Source organism: Paraburkholderia sp. GAS32 (genome assembly GCF_050434225.1).
GTDB classification, from domain to species: domain Bacteria; phylum Pseudomonadota; class Gammaproteobacteria; order Burkholderiales; family Burkholderiaceae; genus Paraburkholderia; species Paraburkholderia madseniana.
In genome coordinates, this window is record NZ_JBNPVS010000029.1 from 59,063 (window position 1) to 76,561 (window position 17,499).

General features: G+C 62.7%; 17 protein-coding genes. 5 read left to right on the forward strand and 12 right to left on the reverse strand.

The window, feature by feature from the left end; all coding sequences use genetic code 11:
- Positions 1–6: 6 nt before the first annotated feature.
- From gsiC to P3T25_RS29930, 6 genes are all read right to left on the reverse strand, one after another.
- Entirely contained in the window at positions 7–927 is a 921-nt protein-coding gene (gene gsiC / locus P3T25_RS29905; RefSeq protein WP_154560836.1) for a glutathione ABC transporter permease GsiC, read from the reverse strand.
- A 108-nt stretch (positions 928–1,035) separates the two neighbouring features.
- On the reverse strand, positions 1,036–2,598 hold the full coding sequence (gene gsiB / locus P3T25_RS29910; RefSeq protein WP_154560835.1) for a glutathione ABC transporter substrate-binding protein GsiB: 1,563 nt from the start codon (positions 2,596–2,598) through the stop codon (positions 1,036–1,038).
- Between the two features lie 121 nt (positions 2,599–2,719).
- Positions 2,720–4,642: a dipeptide ABC transporter ATP-binding protein gene (locus tag P3T25_RS29915; RefSeq protein ID WP_168435719.1), complete on the reverse strand. Its 1,923-nt coding sequence runs from the start codon at positions 4,640–4,642 to the stop codon at positions 2,720–2,722.
- 99 nt (positions 4,643–4,741) lie between these two features.
- Positions 4,742–5,734: an isoaspartyl peptidase/L-asparaginase family protein gene (locus P3T25_RS29920; protein ID WP_154560834.1), complete on the reverse strand. Its 993-nt coding sequence runs from the start codon at positions 5,732–5,734 to the stop codon at positions 4,742–4,744.
- Positions 5,731–6,696 (reverse strand): MurR/RpiR family transcriptional regulator, encoded by a 966-nt coding sequence (locus tag P3T25_RS29925; RefSeq protein ID WP_154560833.1) that lies wholly within the window; start codon positions 6,694–6,696, stop codon positions 5,731–5,733. The genes P3T25_RS29920 and P3T25_RS29925 overlap by 4 nt, the downstream gene beginning before the upstream one ends.
- A gap of 182 nt (positions 6,697–6,878) precedes the next feature.
- Positions 6,879–8,138 (reverse strand): MFS transporter, encoded by a 1,260-nt coding sequence (locus P3T25_RS29930; protein ID WP_429360491.1) that lies wholly within the window; start codon positions 8,136–8,138, stop codon positions 6,879–6,881.
- A 93-nt stretch (positions 8,139–8,231) separates the two neighbouring features.
- Here P3T25_RS29930 and P3T25_RS29935 point away from each other — a divergent pair, with 93 nt between their 5' ends.
- Both P3T25_RS29935 and P3T25_RS29940 read left to right on the forward strand, forming a co-directional pair.
- Entirely contained in the window at positions 8,232–8,942 is a 711-nt protein-coding gene (locus P3T25_RS29935; protein ID WP_266237521.1) for a pseudouridine synthase, read from the forward strand.
- Between the two features lie 168 nt (positions 8,943–9,110).
- A complete protein-coding gene (locus tag P3T25_RS29940; RefSeq protein WP_154560830.1) occupies positions 9,111–9,299 on the forward strand; it encodes a hypothetical protein in 189 nt (62 codons plus the stop codon).
- Between the two features lie 128 nt (positions 9,300–9,427).
- Here the strand turns inward: P3T25_RS29940 and P3T25_RS29945 are convergent, their stop codons facing one another.
- Positions 9,428–10,504: an SDR family NAD(P)-dependent oxidoreductase gene (locus P3T25_RS29945; RefSeq protein WP_429360493.1), complete on the reverse strand. Its 1,077-nt coding sequence runs from the start codon at positions 10,502–10,504 to the stop codon at positions 9,428–9,430.
- 94 nt (positions 10,505–10,598) lie between these two features.
- Between P3T25_RS29945 and P3T25_RS29950 the strand changes: the two genes are divergently transcribed.
- On the forward strand, positions 10,599–11,630 hold the full coding sequence (locus P3T25_RS29950; RefSeq protein WP_154560828.1) for a CDP-6-deoxy-delta-3,4-glucoseen reductase: 1,032 nt from the start codon (positions 10,599–10,601) through the stop codon (positions 11,628–11,630).
- A 40-nt stretch (positions 11,631–11,670) separates the two neighbouring features.
- Here P3T25_RS29950 and P3T25_RS29955 read toward each other — a convergent pair whose 3' ends face one another.
- Positions 11,671–11,937, reverse strand: a complete 267-nt coding sequence (locus P3T25_RS29955) for a hypothetical protein (protein WP_154560827.1) — start codon at positions 11,935–11,937, stop codon at positions 11,671–11,673.
- Between the two features lie 67 nt (positions 11,938–12,004).
- Here P3T25_RS29955 and P3T25_RS29960 point away from each other — a divergent pair, with 67 nt between their 5' ends.
- Complete coding sequence (locus P3T25_RS29960; RefSeq protein ID WP_154560826.1) at positions 12,005–13,189, forward strand: acetylornithine transaminase; 1,185 nt, start codon at positions 12,005–12,007, stop codon at positions 13,187–13,189.
- 18 nt (positions 13,190–13,207) lie between these two features.
- Positions 13,208–13,675 (forward strand): GNAT family acetyltransferase, encoded by a 468-nt coding sequence (locus tag P3T25_RS29965; RefSeq protein WP_154560825.1) that lies wholly within the window; start codon positions 13,208–13,210, stop codon positions 13,673–13,675.
- 102 nt (positions 13,676–13,777) lie between these two features.
- Here the strand turns inward: P3T25_RS29965 and P3T25_RS29970 are convergent, their stop codons facing one another.
- The 4 genes from P3T25_RS29970 to P3T25_RS29985 are packed head-to-tail and all read right to left on the reverse strand — an operon-like array spanning position 13,778 to position 17,448.
- Entirely contained in the window at positions 13,778–14,494 is a 717-nt protein-coding gene (locus P3T25_RS29970; protein ID WP_093638918.1) for an ABC transporter ATP-binding protein, read from the reverse strand.
- Complete coding sequence (locus tag P3T25_RS29975) at positions 14,494–15,294, reverse strand: ABC transporter ATP-binding protein (RefSeq protein ID WP_266237511.1); 801 nt, start codon at positions 15,292–15,294, stop codon at positions 14,494–14,496. Before P3T25_RS29975 ends, P3T25_RS29970 begins: the two co-directional genes overlap by 1 nt.
- 20 nt (positions 15,295–15,314) lie before the next feature.
- Positions 15,315–16,484: an ABC transporter permease subunit gene (locus P3T25_RS29980; protein WP_171926115.1), complete on the reverse strand. Its 1,170-nt coding sequence runs from the start codon at positions 16,482–16,484 to the stop codon at positions 15,315–15,317.
- Positions 16,485–16,497: 13 nt separating this feature from the next.
- Positions 16,498–17,448, reverse strand: a complete 951-nt coding sequence (locus P3T25_RS29985; protein WP_266237509.1) for a branched-chain amino acid ABC transporter permease — start codon at positions 17,446–17,448, stop codon at positions 16,498–16,500.
- Between the last annotated feature and the right edge of the window lie 51 nt (positions 17,449–17,499).

Sequence of the window (17,499 nt, forward strand, 5' to 3'; positions counted from 1 at the left end):
CGGGCCTCACTTGAAACGGATGGTCGGGTTGATGACGGCGTACAGCACGTCCACCACCAGGTTGATGATGATGAACTCAAGCGAGAACAGCAGCACTTCCGCTTGAATCACCGGATAGTCGCGCATCGCCACGGCGTCCACCAGCAGGCGTCCGAGCCCCGGCCAGTTGAACACCACTTCGACCACGATCGAGCCGCCCAGAAGAAAGCCGAATTGCAGCCCCATCATCGTGATGACAGGAATCATCGCGTTGCGCAGGCAGTGTTTGACGATCACGAGCCATTCGGGCACACCCTTGGCGCGTGCGGTACGCACGAAATCTTCATTCATCACCTCGACGAACGAAGCACGCGTGAAGCGCGCCATCACCGCCGCCACCGCCGCGCCGAGCGTGAGCGACGGCAGCACGTAGCTCTTCCACGACCCATCGCCGACGATCGGCAGCCAGCCGAGCTTCACCGAAAAGATCTCCATCAGCAGCATGCCGAGCGCGAACGCGGGAAACGAAATACCCGACACCGCCAGCGTCATGCCAAGCCGGTCCGGCCAGCGATTACGCCACACCGCCGAGACGATACCGATTCCCATGCCGAGCACCACCGCCCACACCATGCTCGCGAGCGTAAGCAACAACGTCGGCATGAAGCGCTCGCCGATTTCCTGGCTGACCGGCCGCTTGCTGCGCGTGGACGTGCCGAAGTCGCCGTGCGCGATCTTCACGAAGAAGTTGGCGAATTGCTGCGGCATCGGCTTGTCGAGGCCGAGATCGGCACGCACCAGCGCAACGGTCGCCTCATCCGCTTCGGGACCGGCCGCGAGGCGCGCCGGATCACCGGGCAACAGATGCACGAACAGGAACACCAGCACGGCGACGATGAAGAGCGTCGGCAGCAGGCCAAAGATACGTTTGACGAGGAAGTTCAGCATGAAACCCAATCCGGCAATGATGCGGGCAACGATAGATCTTTCAGCGCAGTATGCGACCGTCCGGCCCGTGCGTTCGCGAAGAACACACAGCGCCGAACGGTCAGCTCATCACTTGATCGCGATCTCGTCGAAGTTGAACGAACCGTCCGGCGCGACATAGGCGCCCGACAAACGCTTGCTGCGCGCGTACACAACCTTCTCCTTGACGAGGAAGATCCACGGCGCGTCGGCCCAGATGCGTTTTTGCGCGTCGGTGTAGAGCGTGGCCTTCTGCGTGCGGTCGGTGGTTTCGAGCGCCTGCTTCAGATCGGTATCGACCGTGTCGTTCTTGTAGTACGCGGTGTTGACCATCTTCGGCGGGAACGAGACCGACCCGAGCAGCGGCGTGATCGCCCAGTCCGCTTCGCCCGTCGACGACGACCAGCCCGCGTAGTACATCCGCACCGGGGCGGTCGCCGGATCCTGGGCGCTTTCCACCTTGGCGACGCGTTGACCCGCTTCGAGCGCTTCAACCTGTGCCTTGATGCCGACTTGCGCCAGTTGCTGCTGCACGAACTGAATCACCTTCTGCGCGGTCGAGTAGTTATACGCGGACCACAGTGTCGTTTCGAAACCGTTCGGATAACCCGCGTCCTTCAGCAACTCACGCGCCTTCGCCGGATCGTACGGCCAGGGGCCGAGCTTCGTCGCGTACTCGACGCCTTGCGGCACCACGCCCTCAGCCGGCGTCGCGTACCCGGCAAACGCGACCTTGATCAACGCATCCTTATTGACCGCGTAGTTCAGCGCTTCACGCACCTTCGGATTGTCGAACGGCTTCTGGTTGACGTTCATGCTGATATAGCGCTGGATGATCGACGGCGAAGCAATCAGATCGACCTTCGGGCTCGACTGCAATTGCGCCGCCTGTTCGAACGGCACCTGGAACGCGAAGTCCGCTTCACCGGTGCGCATCAACGCAGCACGCGTGTTGTTGTCGACCACCGGTTTCCAGTCGATCGCATCGACCTTCGGGTAACCCTTCTTCCAGTAGCCCGCGAACTTCTTCACGGTCAGGTCGCCGGCCGGGTCCCACTTCACCAGTTCGAACGGACCTGTACCGACCGGATGGAAGGCGATGTCCTTGCCGTACTTCTTCAGCGCATCAGGCGAAATCATCACCGCCGACGGATGCGCCAGCACGTTGACGAACGCCGAGAACGGCGCCTTCAGGGTGATCTTCACCGTGTACGGATCGACCACTTCGGTCTTCTCGATACGGTTGAACATGTTGTAGCGCTTGAGCTTGTTCGCCGGATCGGTCACGCGGTCGAAGTTCGCTTTCACTGCCGCGGCGTTGAAGTCGGTACCGTCCTGGAACTTCACGCCGTGACGCAGCTTGAACGTGTAGACCTTGGCATCCGGACTCGCTTCGTAGCTGTCTGCCAGCACGTTGACCAGCTTCATGTCCTTGTCGAAACCGAACAGACCTTGATAGAACGACTTGGCGACGGCCTGCGACAGCGTGTCGTTAGCATCGTACGGATCGAGTGTCGTGAAGGTCGACGCAACGGCCATCACGGCCGTCGTATCGGCGTGCGCCACACTGCCCGCGAGCATCGCGAACACCACCGCGCCGCCGCTGATCAGCGCGCGCAAACGAAACGGAGAAGACGGGACCAGCAGGTTCATGAGGTTGGCTCCAGGCTGCGAATTGAAACAGGGTTATGTGCTGCGAGAGAAAATGGTTTCGCTTCAGGTTTAGCGAGCGGTTCAGGTCTGCGCACGGGTATGCGGCGTCTATCCCGTCTATCTAGTAAGCCCCGCCGACCCGATGCTGAGCCACGAAATGGTCTGGTCCGACCGCAATCAGCGGCGCCACGCTCGGTTCGTCGTTCAGCGCGCGGATCGGGCTTGGAATCTCATCGGCGGCGAGCATGCGTTTCGCGTGACGGCGCGCCGGATCGGCGACCGGCACCGCCCCCATCAGCTTCTTCGTGTACGGGTGCTGCGGCGCTTCGAACACCGCGCGGCGCGGACCGATCTCGACGATCTGGCCGAGATACATCACCGCCACGCGATGGCTGACACGCTCCACCACCGCCATGTCATGCGAAATGAACAGATACGCAACGCCGAGTTCGCGCTGCAGATCGAGCATCAGGTTGACGATCTGCGCCTGCACGGAGACGTCCAGCGCCGAGACGGATTCGTCGGCGATGACGACTTTCGGATTCAATGCCAGCGCACGCGCAATCGCAATGCGTTGCCGTTGTCCGCCCGAAAATTCGTGCGGATAGCGGCCTGCGGCCTCGCGTGGCAGGCCGACCTTTTCGAGCAGCCACGCAACGCGTGCCTGGGCTTCCGCGCCTTGAGCGACGCCGTGCACAAGCAGCGGCTCCATGATCGAGAAGCCGACCGTCAAGCGCGGATTCAGCGAAGCAAACGGGTCCTGGAAAATGAACTGGATATTTCGGCGCAGCGCTTGCAACGCAGGGCCTGTAAGCGAGCTGATTTCCTTGCCGTCGAATTCGATCGAGCCGCTCTGGCTTTCGACGAGGCGCAGCAATGAACGGCCGGTCGTCGATTTACCGCAACCTGATTCGCCGACCAGCGCGAGCGTTTCACCCGGGCGCAGATCGAAGCTGACTTTCTCGACCGCATGCACGCGGCCCGTCAAACGCCCGAACACACCGCTCTTGACCGGAAAGCGCGTGACCAGATCGCGCACGCGCAGAATCGGCGGCGTGCTGTCGTGGACCAGCGGTTGGTTTTCTTGTGCGACGGCGGCTGCGGGACGAACGGCTTCGTCGGTGCCGGTGAGCGCCGCCTGCTCGACGGTCAGAATCGGAAACTTGGCGGGCTGATCGGTGCCCTGCATTGCGCCAAGGCGCGGGACCGCCGCAAGCAATGCCTTCGTATAAGGATGCGACGGCGCGGCGAACAGCGTATCCGAGGCTCCCTCTTCCACTTTCTCGCCGCGATACATCACCAGCACGCGATCGGCCACCTCGGCCACCACACCCATGTCGTGCGTGATGAAGATCACGCCCATGTTCATCTCGTCTTGCAGGCCGCGAATCAATTGCAGGATCTGCGCCTGGATCGTGACGTCGAGCGCCGTGGTCGGCTCGTCGGCGATCAACAGTGCGGGCTTACACGACAGCGCCATCGCGATCATCACGCGTTGGCGCATACCGCCGGATAGCTGATGCGGAAAACGTGCGGCCACCCGGCGCGCTTCCGGAATGCGCACGAGTTCGAGCAGACGCAGCGTTTCGGCATGCGCGGCAGAACGGCTCTTCCCTTGATGCAAGGCAATCGCTTCGCTAATCTGATCACCCACCGTGAACACCGGATTCAGCGAGGTCATCGGTTCCTGGAAGATCATCGCGATGTCGGCGCCGCGAATCGAACGCATCGTGCCGGACGACGCTTTCGCGAGGTCGAGCACGCTGCCGTCGCGGCGCCGGAAAGCGATGCTGCCGCCGGCAAGGCGCCCACCGCCATGCTCGATCAGCCGCATCAGGGCGAGCGATGTCACCGATTTTCCCGAACCCGATTCGCCGACGATCGCCAGCGTCTCGCCACGCTCGACCGTCAGCGAGAGATTGCGCACCGCGTTGACGGTCTTGTCGCCGCTGCGGAATGCGACCGACAGATCGTCGACCGCAAGCACGCGTTGCGGCGGCAAGGTTTCGATAAGCGGACGAGCGGTGTGCGATGAAGTCGGCACGATGGTTCCTTTGGATTCGAACGCGGCTAGCGGTGGTTCAAACGAAAACTTAAGCGGCAACTCAAGCGGCAGTTCAAGCGACGACGCAGCAAGACCGCATCAGCGATAGATCGCCGTCACCGGCGTCTCGCCGATTCGCGCGAAACCGCGATACATGCCCTCGGTGTTGAACGGCAGCGTGACGTTGCCGCGTGCATCGACGGCGACCAGACCGCCGCGTCCTTCGATCTTCGGCAAACGGTTCATCACCACGTCGTGCGCTGCTTCTTCGAGCGAGACGTTGCGGTACGCCATCTGCGCCGCGACGTCGTAGGCAGCCACCATGCGCATGAACATCTCGCCGGAACCAGTGGTCGAGACCGCGCAGGTTGCGTCGTCCGCGTAACAGCCCGCACCGATCAGCGGCGTATCGCCGACCCGGCCCACCTGCTTGTTGGTGACACCGCCAGTCGATGTCGCGGCCGCCACGTGGCCATGCTGGTCGAGCGCGACCGCGCCGACGGTGCCGAACTTGCGATTTGGATCAATCGGCTCATGCGGCGTGGGATCGTCGTCGCTCGACGATGGCGCGGAGGCCAGCGTCGCGCCGTCGTGATCGAGCATTGCGCGCTGTTGACCGCGTGCGAGTTGCCATTGGCGATAGCGCGCTTCGGTGTGGAAATACTCAGGCTCGACGAATTCGAGCCCTTGCGCGGCCGCGAAGGCTTCGGCGCCTTCGCCCGTAAACAACACGTGTTCGCTGCGTTCGAGTACGCGGCGTGCCGCCAGAATCGGATTGCGTACGCGCGTCACGCAGCAGATCGCGCCGGCGTCGAGCGTGCTGCCATCCATGATGGCTGCGTCGAGTTCATGCGTGCCGGCCGCTGTGTAGACCGCGCCGCGGCCCGCGTTGAAGAGCGGACAGTCTTCGAGCAAACGCACGGCTTCGCTGACGGCATCGAGCGCGCTGCCGCCGTCGGCGAGCACGCGCTGTCCGGCGCTCAGCACAGCGTGCAAGGCAGCGTGATAGTCGGCTTCGGCGCTGGCCGACATCGACGCGCGCAGGATCGTGCCTGCCCCGCCGTGAATGGCAATGACTGCGTTGGTGTTCATTTTTTGGCTTTGGTAGTGCGGGTGGTGCGGGTAGAAACGCGCGCGGGTTGATCAACAGTGCTGGCGACAGCCGCTTGCGGATCTGTGAGCCACGGCAGCACGAATTCGGTGACTTCGGCGGCAGCCTTCACCGAGCGTTTCGCCCGGTAGGCGACCGCGTCGCACAGCGCTTCAATAACGGCCAGCACGGCTGAATCGGCATTGGCCGCGAGCCGCCGTTCGGAGCGGATATAGAGCGAGAGATCGGCGAATTGCGCGAGCGGCGAGCGCGGGCTGTCGGTCAGCGCAAGCACACGTGCCCCGCGACTTGCCGCGCGCCGCGCGAGTTCGATCGTGTCTTCGACGTAACGCGGAAACGCGATCCCGATCACCAGATCGCCTTCATTCGAGGAGAACAGACGCCGCGCGGCATGCGACGGTCCGCCGACGAACGCGAGCGACTGCACGTTGTCGTGATACGGCATCAGGCCGTGCTCCATCAGGCCCGCGAGGAACGCACTTGAACCGGCGCCGAGCACGAAGACGCGACGCGCGGAAATGATCGCTTCTACGGCGGCCTCGGCGGCGGCGCTATCGATCGCGGAACGCGTGGATTGCAGATTGGTAGCGGCCTGTTCGAGCGACGCGTCAATCAGATCGTCGCCGGAAGCAAGCGATTCCTGCGCGCTACGCAGCCGCTCGACCGGCGCGAGCGTCGCTTCGAAACCGCGAACGAGCGCTTCCCGAAACTGCGGATAACCGTCGAAGCCGAGCGCGCGGGCGAAGCGATTCGCCGTCGCCACCGACGCACCGACCACGCTCGCCAGTTCGTCGATCCGCATGGTCGCCGCGCGGAACAGATTCGCCAGCACGTATTCGCCCATGCGCCGATGGATCGGCGTGAGAGTTGGCATCGCCGCGGCGATGCGCGCGGCGATGGCCTGCTCGGCGGGGTTCGAAGCGACGGACGAGTGATGGATCATGCGAGCAAGGCGGCCTGGTAACTGTCCTCAAAGAGGACTTCCTTCGGGATGTAAGCAAAATGCATGAAAGTATATTTACATAGAAATCTCGCTGAAAAAAATTCATTTTCATTTTCGAGGGTTTTCACGGACGCCCACAGGCACGTCGGCATGCAACGCGGCCATCCGATGAAAACCAGTTTTCATTGCGCGACTGCTGCGCCCTCCGGAATGTGCGCGAGCCGCGCCGCCGGCGACATGACGATGATCAGCGCCTGCACGAAGAAGGCCGCCGCAGCCGCAACCAGACACGCGTCCATCCCCCAGCGCGCGCTGATCGCCGCGCCAAGCAACGCGCCCAACGGCCGCGCGCCATAGGTCGCGGTGCTGTTGAGCGCCGAGACGCGGCCCATCATCCGTTCAGGCGTGATCGCCTGACGCAGCGTGGTCGAGCCGACCACCCACAGAATCGGTCCGGCGCCGAGCAGGAAGAAGCTCAGCATCGCGAGCCAGAACGACGGCGTGACGATCGTCGCCACCATCACGAGCGAAGCAAGCAAACCGCACGACGGTCCGATGATCAGCACACGGCCGAACGCGAGACGCCGCGCAATGGCCGGTGCGGCGAGCGCGCCGCACACCATGCCGACGCCGTACGCGCCGAGCGTCACGCCGACCATCGAAGCGCTCAAGCCCAACCGATGCACGGCATACGGCACATATACCGCCTGCAGCACGAAAAAACCGAGGTTGAAGAAGATCGCGGTGGCCAGCATCGGACGCAGTAGCGCGTCGCGCAGCACGAAGCGCGTACCGTCACGCAGTTCCAGCAGGAAGTGACGCTGGGGAGCAGCCGCTCGCGGCGGTTCGCGCAGCCCCGCGAGCAATGCGACGGCCAGCGCCGATAGCCCGGCCGCGCAGCCATACGCCCATCCCGCGCCGACCCAGCCGACCAGCAGTCCGCCGAGCGCCGGTCCCGCCGAATACGCGACGCTACGCGCCAGTTCGAGCCGGCCGTTGGCCTGGGCGTACGCCTCGCGCGGCACAATCGAGGGCACCAGCGAAGGCGCCGCAACGTTATATGCAACCGTACCGGTCGCGGCAATGAAGCCGAGCGCGGCGAGCAGCGGCAAGCTCAGCGCATGCGTCATCAGGAGCAACAGCACGCACAACATCGCGATCACGCGCACGCTTTCGGCGAGCGTCATCAACGTGCGGCGCGAGCGGCGGTCGGCCCATACGCCGAGCGGAATCGACAACAACAGGAACGGCAACGTCTGTGCGGTTTGCAGCAGACCGGTCTCGCGTGCGCCGGCGCCAAGCGCGAACACGGCGACGAGCGGCGCGGCGGCAAGGCTGATCTGCTCAGCCGATTGCGCGACCAGATTCGACCATGCGAGCCGCTGGAATGCGGCCGGCAAGCGAATCGCGGATGAAGACGACGAAGAGGAAGCGGCGTGCATCGATGAACTCCTGCGACGGGATGTGGGAGACCATCGTGGTCGCTATGGCGCAGCGCGGCGCTCCGCTTCTTGCGGTGTTATTCTTCGCTCGCCATGAATCTCGAAAGCATCCTCTTCACACAAGGTTTCGGCTCGCGCCGCCAATGCCGGGCACTGATCGGCGACGGCCGCGTGAGCATAGGCGGCTCAGTCTGCGCCGATGCCGACGCCGATTTCCCAACCGATGACAGCACGTTCTGCTTCAGCGTGGACGGGGTCGTCTGGCCGTATCGCGAGCACGCCTATCTGTTGCTGAACAAACCTGCCGGCTATGAATGTTCACGCGATCCGCAGCATCATCTGAGCGTGTTCAGCCTGCTGCCGCCGCAGTTCGCCGAACGCGGCGTGCAGTGCGTGGGCCGCCTCGATCAGGACACGACCGGCCTCCTGCTGCTCTCCGACGACGGCAAGTTCGTGCACATGTTCACGTCGCCCAAACGCAAAGTGCCGAAGCTGTACATTGCGACTACTCGCCATCCCATCGACGATGCCCAGTTGCGTGCCTTGCGCGACGGCGTCTTGCTGCACGGCGAGCCCAAGCCGATCATCGCCGTCGACGTAGAGGCGCGCGGTGAGCACGCGCTGGCCCTCACCGTGATGGAAGGCAAATATCACCAGGTCAAGCGGATGATCGCGGCTGCGGGCAACCGTTGCGAAGCGCTGCATCGCGAGCGGATCGGCGGACTCGCATTGCCCGCGACGCTCGCGGAAGGCGCGTGGCAATGGCTCGATGAAACCGACCTCGGATCTTTACGGAGCGGGTAAACAGGTAGGTCCCCTTTAGAGCCTTGATGCGTCAGGAGAATGGTGTGCGCCCCCGCACACAAGCCCCGGCGGACACCTGATTGCACGCTGCATCGCAGCATGCTCTTGCTTACAACTCGCCCTATACTCGTTTAAACAAAGACTACAAAGAGTTCAAGGAGGGGCGCCATGGTCATCCACGACACCATCGCGATTTCGTATGTGATGATCGCTTTCGTGTGCCTCGGCCTGGTTCTGATTGGCGGACTGCTGGTCATGATGCGGCTGCGGCATAAATATCATCCGAACCTGATCGGCGCGCTAATCGGCGCAATGCTGTGTTTCCTGTTGCTGGAGGCATTGCCGGCGCTGACGTAAACCAACGGGGGCGCGCGCGGCTGGCGCAGAGGCCGGCGCGCGCGGAGTATCGCCGGGAGATGCACGGCCCGGCGGTTTGTTGTTCGCGGCTGAACGCGTTGAGACCCATCGCCTGATCGCGTGTTTTCTCAGCCGCGCGCTTTTGCTTCGGCATGTGGCACAGTGGCGCTCCGTTCGGGCCGCATGCGCAGAAAATCCTCGACGCTTGGATACTGCAAGCGCACACGCAACTCCTCTTTGAGGCGCCGGTTCACGAGCCGCCTCGATTCGCGCATGAAGGACAGCAAGGTCGGCTCGATCTGCTGCTCCGCCTCCGCGCGCGTGATGCGAGGCGCGCGCTCGAGACCGAACGCATCGGCCACTGCATCGAAGTACTCTCCCATTTTCAGCGACGTATCGTCGGACGCGTGAATCACGCGCCCCGGCCGCCCGCGTGTGGCGAGACGCACGAGGATCGCGGCCAGATCGTCGGCATGGATATGGTTGGTGTAGACGTCGTCTGCGTCGACCAAGGCGGGCGTGCGCTTTTCCAGCCGCGCGAGCGGCAGACGGTTGCTCGCATAGATGCCCGGAATCCGCGCGATGCTGGCAGCGACCACGCCTCGCGCGGTGGCGCGCCGCAATTGCCGCTCGGCCGACACGCGGCGTTTGGCACGCGCATTGGCCGGCTGCGACGCGCGCGTCTCGTCGACCCACGCGCCGCCGCAATCGCCGTAGACGCCTGTCGTGCTCGCGTACACCAGCCTCACAGGCACGTGCGGCGCGGCGGTCCAGCGCACCCTGTCGGGTACAATATTGGCTGCTTCAGATTCCGCCCATGAGGCACTCATGTTGCGCAACCCGCGGCGCAGCCGCCCGACCGGCGCCACCGTGCCGCGCGCGGCACGCATCGCCCGATCACGGCGCGCGCTCAGCGTAGCGAGCAAGGCCCGGGTGCGGCGGTCGTCATCGCCGGTCTTTTGCGGTGGCGCGAGATGCAGCACCGTCGGCGCGAGGCCGGCGAGCCGTTTCAGGCTGCGCCGTGCGTCGAGGTCGCCGACCAGCGGCGTGACGCCGGCGGCGCGCAATTCGGCGCTGCGTTCAGTGTGGCTGGTGAGCGCGAAGACATGTGTGCGTGGCCGCAACAGGGGCACGCAGCGCATGCCGACATCACCGCAGCCAACAATCAACACGCGCGGCCGGCGTAAATTTCGTGTCGCTTTCATGGTGGACGAATTGTAGCCGTCAAGCGCGGCAGGTACCGCACAGTTGTACAGCGGGTCCGATAACGATTACCGACTTTTCGATTTCGAACACTCTATGGCATTTAACGTCACGCTCCGGCAAAGCGGCCGGCAGTTTCAGGTGGAACAGGACGAACCGGTCCTGATCGCGGCCTTGCGCCAGGGCATTGGTCTGCCGTACGGCTGCAAGAACGGCGCCTGCGGCTCATGCAAAGGCACCGTGGTCAGCGGTCAGATCGAACAGCGTCAGCATTCGTCATCGGCTTTGTCGAACGACGAAAAGACGCGCGGCATGGCCCTCTTCTGCTGCGCGACGGCATGCTCCGATCTCGAAGTGGATATCCGCGAAGTGGCCGGCGTGGGCGACGTGCAGGTCAAGAAACTGCCGTGCCGCGTGAACGCGATCGAGCGCAAGGCCGACGACGTCGTCGTGCTGAAGCTGCAATTGCCCGCTAACGAGCGTCTGCAATATCTGGCCGGCCAGTACCTTGAATTCATCCTGAAAGACGGCAAACGCCGCAGCTATTCGATGGCGAACGCGCCGCACACCGAAGGCCCGATCGAATTGCACATCCGTCATATGCCGGGCGGCGCATTCACGGACCACGTATTCAACACGATAAAGGAGCGCGACATCCTGCGCTTCGAAGCCCCGCTCGGCACCTTCTTCCTGCGTGAAGACTCGGACAAGCCGATCGTGCTGCTGGCCTCGGGCACGGGCTTCGCGCCGCTGAAGGCGATCGTCGAACATGCGGTGTTCAAAAACCTGAACCGGCCCATGACGCTTTATTGGGGCGCGCGCCGCAAGAAGGACCTGTACCTGCTCGAGATCGCCGAGCAATGGGCTCGCGAGATTCCGAACTTCAAGTTCGTGCCGGTGCTGTCGGAACCGGACGCGGGCGATGCTTGGACGGGTCGCGTCGGCTTCGTGCATCGCGCGGTGATCGAGGACCTGCCGGACCTGTCGCCGTACCAGGTGTACGCGTGCGGCGCACCGGTGATGGTCGAGTCGGCACAGCGCGATTTCACCCAGCATCATGGGCTGCCGGAAGACGAGTTCTACGCGGATTCCTTCACGAGCGCGGCGGATCTGGCGAACGCGGTTTGAGGCGATGAACGGGTTGATCGTCATCAGATCAACCCGTTCATCAAAACGAAACAGGCACGCTGGCAGACTTGCATAAATCCGCGTTGACGCGAATTTGTGCAAATTCATGGTTTACACCAGCGCTTTCCTTGTCGTATTCTTTCGCGCATGAACCGCATCCAGTCCGAACTCCGACGTCGCCGCTCGCCGCTCCCTTAGGGGCGCCGCTGGCTTCGTCACGGATTCGCGCCGCACAAAGGCGCAAGCAGTTCGAATCATGAAAGCCACGGCATGCCGTGGCTTTTTTGTTTGCTTTTTTTGTTTTCACCGGCCGCTGCTTCATTTGAGGCCAGCCGCTCACTCACCCTTCACCCCGCTGTCTGGAGCTTGCCGTCATGAATTTCAATGAGTACCCGATCGAGTCGCTGATGTACATCACGAACCGGCCCGAAATCGTTTTCACGCACGGCAAGGGCTCGTGGCTCTACGACAATAACGGCAAGCGATATCTGGACTTCATCCAGGGCTGGGCGGTCAACAGCCTCGGTCATTGCAACGACGGCATGATCGAAGCGCTGAACACGCAATCGAAGCTGCTGCTGAATCCGTCGCCGGCCTTCTACAACGAGCCGATGGCGAAGCTCGCCGGATTGCTCACCCAGCATAGCTGTTTCGACAAGGTGTTCTTCGCGAACAGCGGCGCCGAAGCGAACGAAGGCGCAATCAAGCTCGCGCGCAAGTGGGGTAAGAAGTTCAAGGACGGCGCGTTCGAAATCATCACGTTCGATCACAGCTTCCACGGCCGCACGCTCGCCACCATGTCGGCAAGTGGCAAACCGGGCTGGGACACGATCTACGCACCGCAAGTGCCGGGCTTCCCGAAAGCGGATCTGAACGACATCGCGTCGGTTGAAAAGCTGATCAATGCGAAGACCGTCGCGGTGATGCTGGAACCGATTCAGGGCGAAGGCGGCGTGATTCCCGCCACACGCGAATTTATGCAGCAACTGCGCGCGCTGACTAAAAAGCACAACCTGCTCCTGATCGTCGACGAAGTGCAAAGCGGTTGTGGCCGTGCCGGCACCCTATTCGCCTACGAGTTGTCGGGCATCGAGCCGGACATCATGACGCTCGGCAAGGGCATCGGCGGCGGTGTGCCGCTCGCGGCGCTGCTGGCGAAGGCCGACATTGCTGTGTTCGAAGCCGGCGATCAGGGCGGTACGTACAACGGCAATCCGCTGATGACCGCGGTCGGTTACTCGGTGATCTCGCAACTGACGGCGCCGGGTTTCCTCGAAGACGTGCGTGCGCGCGGCGAATATCTGCGCGCGAAGCTGCTCGAACTGTCGGAAGAACGCGGTTTCGAAGGCGAACGCGGTGAAGGTCTGCTGCGCGCCCTGCTGCTCGGCAAGGACATCGGCAACCAGATCGTCGAGAAGGCGCGCGTGATGCAACCCGACGGCCTGCTGCTGAACGCGGCGCGTCCGAACCTGCTGCGTTTCATGCCGGCGCTGAACGTCACGAACGAAGAAATCGACCAGATGATGGCGATGCTGCGTTCAATTCTCGACACGCTGTAATCACACAGGAAAGCGCGTATGACGACGAGCGCAACGCTATCGATCCGCCGCTTCGACGCGAGCGACACCGATGCCGTGGTCGCGCTGTGGCAGGAAGCGTTCCCCGAGTATCGGGACGTGACAAGGCCGCAACGCAATCCGCATCTGTCGATCGCCAACAAGCTGGCGACGCAACCGGAACTGTTCTTTGTCGCGGTGTTCGGCGAGCGTATCGTCGGCACGGTGATGGGCGGCTACGACGGGCACCGAGGCTGGCTGTATTCGCTTGCGGTAGATGAATCGTTGCGTCGTCACGGCATCGGCACGCGGCTGGTCGCACATGTCGAAAACGCGTTGACCGAACGTGGATGCCCGAAGCTGAATTTGCAGGTGCTGTCCGCGAAGGCCGATGTGCGCGCGTTCTATGAAGCGCTCGGTTATCGCGCGGATGCCGTGATCAGTCTCGGCAAACGATTGGGCGAACTGGCGGAAACGCCGGCGGCTTAAGCGCAGGCAATCGCCTGAATTGAGAAAGGCCGCATGCGCGATTGAAGCGCATGCGGCCTTTTTTACGGCTGAGGCAAACTTAGTCCGGCTTATTCACCCAGCTTATTCACCCAGATAAGCCGCCCGCACCTTCGGATCATCCAGCATCTGCTTCGCGTCACCCGACATCGTCACCAGACCCGAGTCCATCACGTAGCCGCGGTTCGCCGCCTGCAACGCGAGACGCGCGTTCTGCTCAACCAGCAGCACCGTCATGCCTTCAGCCGAGATCGCCCGCACCACTTCGAAGATCTTCTCGACCATGATCGGCGACAGACCCATCGACGGCTCATCCAGCAACAACAGCTTCGGTTTGCTGATGATCGCGCGCGCCATCGCCAGCATCTGCTGTTCGCCGCCCGAGAGCGTGCCCGCGTATTGCGTCGCCCGTTCCTTCAGCCGCGGGAAAAAGCCGAACATGCGATCGACGTCTGCCTTGATGGCGTCGGTATCGTTGCGCAGATACGCACCCATCTGCATGTTCTCGACGATCGACATGCGCGAGAAAATTCCGCGGCCTTCCGGCACCATCGCGAGACCGCGCTTGAGCAGTTCGTGCGCCGGAATGCCCTTGATCGACTCACCCATGTACTCGATGTCGCCTGCCGAGTACGGCTTAAGACCCGTGATCGCCTTCATCGTCGTGGTCTTGCCCGCGCCGTTCGCGCCGATCAGCGTGACCAGTTCGCCCTGCGCAACTTCGAGATCGATACCCTTGACTGCCTGGATGCCGCCGTAATTGACCTGCAGGCCCTTGATTTTCAACATTGCCGTTGCCATTAGTGGACCCCCGCACCCAGATAAGCTTCGATCACCTTCGGATCCTTCTGCACATCTGAAGGCAGACCTTGTGCAATCACCTTGCCGTAGTCGAGCACCGTCATCTGGTTGCACAGACCCATCACCAGTTTCACGTCGTGCTCGATCAGCAGAATCGTCTTGCCGTCGCTGCGGATCTTGTCGAGCAGCTTGGTCAGCTCGACCTTTTCCGTTGCGTTCATGCCGGCAGCCGGTTCGTCCAGTGCGAGCAGCTTCGGATCCGTTGCCAGTGCGCGGGCGATTTCCAGACGGCGCTGGTGACCGTATGACAGATTGCGCGACGTGTAGTCCGCATACTGCGCAATGCCGACGTATTCCAGCAGTTCGACTGCGCGTTCCTTGATCTCGCGCTCTTCCTTGCGCTCGGCCGGCGTCTGGAACACCGCGCCGATCAGGCCATGCTTCGTGCGCACGTGGCGGCCGACCATCACGTTTTCCAGCGCGGTCATGCCGCCGAACAAACGGATGTTCTGGAACGTACGCGCAATACCCGCCTTCGCCACCTGATAGACGGCGGTCGGCGTGTATTCCGTGCCGTTGAGCTTGAACTCGCCCGAATCCGGCGTGTACAGACCCGTGATCACGTTGAAGAAGGTCGTTTTGCCGGCACCGTTCGGGCCGATCAGGCCATAAATCTGGCCCGCCTTGATTTGCAGGCCAACGTCGGACAGTGCCTGCAGGCCGCCGAAGCGCTTGTTGACGCCCTTAACCGACAGGCGGATCTGATCGCTGCCGACGCCGTTGTTTACGTTATCGCTCATATGATTTCTCCCTGCGGGCCTCAGGCGCGCACCGGCTTCTTGCCAGCGCGCTTCGCCAGTTTCGCAATCTTGTCTTCGTGCTTCGGCGACGGCCACAGGCCTTCCGAGCGGTACAGCATGATCACGACCATCGCGAGGCCGTACAGCAACTGACGGATCACTTCGGTATCGACGATTTCATGGCCGAAGATCATGTTCTGCAACGGACCCATGGTCGAGCGCAGGAATTCCGGGAACACGGCGAGCAGCACCGCACCGAGAATCACGCCAGGGATGTGGCCCATACCGCCGAGCACCACGCACGCCAGCACCACGACCGATTCCCAGAACGTGAACGATTCCGGCGACACGAAGCCCTGGAACGAACCGAACATCGCGCCCGACAGGCCGCCGAACGACGCGCCCATTGCAAAGGCCAGCAGCTTCACGTTACGGGTGTTGATACCCATCGCCTTGGCGGCGATTTCGTCTTCGCGGATCGCGGCCCATGCACGGCCGATACGCGAGTGCTGCAAACGCGTACAGGTCCAGATCACGAACAGCGCGCACAGCACGAACAGGTAGTAATACATGTACACCGACGGGAACGAAAACCCGAGGAACGTGTGTGTCTGCGCGAGGCTGAAGCCGCCTGCCGACACCGGAGCGATGCCGGTGATCCCCTTCGGCCCGTTCGTGATGTTGACCGGACGGTCGAGGTTGTTAATGAAGATCCGCACAATCTCCCCGAAGCCCAGTGTCACGATCGCGAGGTAGTCGCCACGCAGACGCAAGGTCGGCGCGCCGAGCAGGACGCCGAAGGTCGCGGCGAGCCCCATCGCAATCGGCACGATGATCCAGATCGGCGTATGCAGGCCGCCCGGGAACAGGTGCGCGATCCACTCGAACTGCGAGGTCAGGTGGGGCGAACTCAGCAGCGCCGCGGTGTACGCGCCGATCGCGTAGAACGCGATGTAGCCCAAGTCCAGCAGGCCGGCGAAGCCGACCACCACATTGAGACCCAGCGCCAGCATCACGTACAGCATCGCGAAGTCGAGCACGCGGACCCAGTAGTTGCCGCCAGCGGCACCGATGATCATCGGCGCCGCGATCACGAAGATCGCGGTGATGATGCCGACGGTCAGCGTCTTCGTCAGGTTCTTTTCAGGGATGAGCGTCGTGGACGGCTCGATCGGTTGAATTGATGTCATGTCTGTCTACTCCTTATGCTCGATCCGCAACACGTTCGCCCAGCAGGCCCGACGGACGGAACACCAGCACGATGATCAGCACGATGAATGCGAACACGTCCTGGTAGTTACTGCCGAACACACCGCCCGTAAGGTTGCCGATGTAGCCGGCGCCCAACTGTTCGATCAGGCCGAGCAGCACGCCGCCCACCATGGCCCCGCCGAGATTGCCGATCCCGCCCAGCACCGCCGCGGTAAAGGCCTTCAGACCCGGGATGAAGCCCATATAGAAGTGTGCGTTGCCGTATTCGGACGCGATCATCACGCCGGCCAGAGCGGCCAGCGCCGAGCCGATCATGAAGGTCGCCGAAATCACGAAATTCGGGTTCACGCCCATCAGGCTGGCGACACCCGGGTTCTCAGCGATCGCACGCATCGCGCGGCCCAGCTTGGTCTTGTGAACCAGCAACAGCAGACCGCCCATCACGAGGAACGCCACGACCATGATCACGATTTCGGTCATCGAGATCACGGCGCCAGGCGTCGTGTCGGTGGCCTTGATCACGTTGATCGGGTCGGTGGGCAACAGCTGCGGGAACGGCAGCGGGTTGCGCGACCAGATCATCATCGCGAGGGTTTGCAGCAGGATCGACACGCCGATCGCGGTGATCAGCGGGGCGAGACGCGGTGCTTTACGCAACGGCCGGTAGGCCACGCGCTCGATCGTGTAGCCGACCAGCGAGCAAACCACTGCCGCGATGATCAACGCGATGATGAGCGTCGGCACGTTGCCGAGGCCGGGGAAGTGGTTCTGAAGCACGCCTATGGCCGAGAGCGCAACCATCGCGCCCACCATCAACACATCGCCATGCGCGAAGTTGATGATGCCCAAGATGCCGTAAACCATCGTATAGCCCAGTGCGATGATGGCGTAAACGCTGCCAAGCACCAGCCCGTTGAGGACCTGCTGGATGAAGATATCCATTTAATGCTCCTTAGCCCGTGCGACTGGATTCGCGTTCTTCATCAGCCGGTG

Coding starts and splice junctions, on each gene's coding strand:
- P3T25_RS29930 (WP_429360491.1), bottom strand. CDS start 8,138: ATGCACGCCGCTTCCTCTTCGTCGTCTTCATCCGCGATTCGCTTGCCG.
- P3T25_RS29960 (WP_154560826.1), top strand. CDS start 12,005: ATGAATTTCAATGAGTACCCGATCGAGTCGCTGATGTACATCACGAAC.
- P3T25_RS29935 (WP_266237521.1), top strand. CDS start 8,232: ATGAATCTCGAAAGCATCCTCTTCACACAAGGTTTCGGCTCGCGCCGC.
- P3T25_RS29940 (WP_154560830.1), top strand. CDS start 9,111: ATGGTCATCCACGACACCATCGCGATTTCGTATGTGATGATCGCTTTC.
- P3T25_RS29950 (WP_154560828.1), top strand. CDS start 10,599: ATGGCATTTAACGTCACGCTCCGGCAAAGCGGCCGGCAGTTTCAGGTG.
- gsiB (WP_154560835.1), bottom strand. CDS start 2,598: ATGAACCTGCTGGTCCCGTCTTCTCCGTTTCGTTTGCGCGCGCTGATC.
- P3T25_RS29985 (WP_266237509.1), bottom strand. CDS start 17,448: ATGGATATCTTCATCCAGCAGGTCCTCAACGGGCTGGTGCTTGGCAGC.
- P3T25_RS29975 (WP_266237511.1), bottom strand. CDS start 15,294: ATGAGCGATAACGTAAACAACGGCGTCGGCAGCGATCAGATCCGCCTG.
- P3T25_RS29920 (WP_154560834.1), bottom strand. CDS start 5,734: ATGAACACCAACGCAGTCATTGCCATTCACGGCGGGGCAGGCACGATC.
- gsiC (WP_154560836.1), bottom strand. CDS start 927: ATGCTGAACTTCCTCGTCAAACGTATCTTTGGCCTGCTGCCGACGCTC.
- P3T25_RS29965 (WP_154560825.1), top strand. CDS start 13,208: ATGACGACGAGCGCAACGCTATCGATCCGCCGCTTCGACGCGAGCGAC.
- P3T25_RS29925 (WP_154560833.1), bottom strand. CDS start 6,696: ATGATCCATCACTCGTCCGTCGCTTCGAACCCCGCCGAGCAGGCCATC.
- P3T25_RS29980 (WP_171926115.1), bottom strand. CDS start 16,484: ATGACATCAATTCAACCGATCGAGCCGTCCACGACGCTCATCCCTGAA.
- P3T25_RS29970 (WP_093638918.1), bottom strand. CDS start 14,494: ATGGCAACGGCAATGTTGAAAATCAAGGGCCTGCAGGTCAATTACGGC.
- P3T25_RS29945 (WP_429360493.1), bottom strand. CDS start 10,504: ATGAAAGCGACACGAAATTTACGCCGGCCGCGCGTGTTGATTGTTGGC.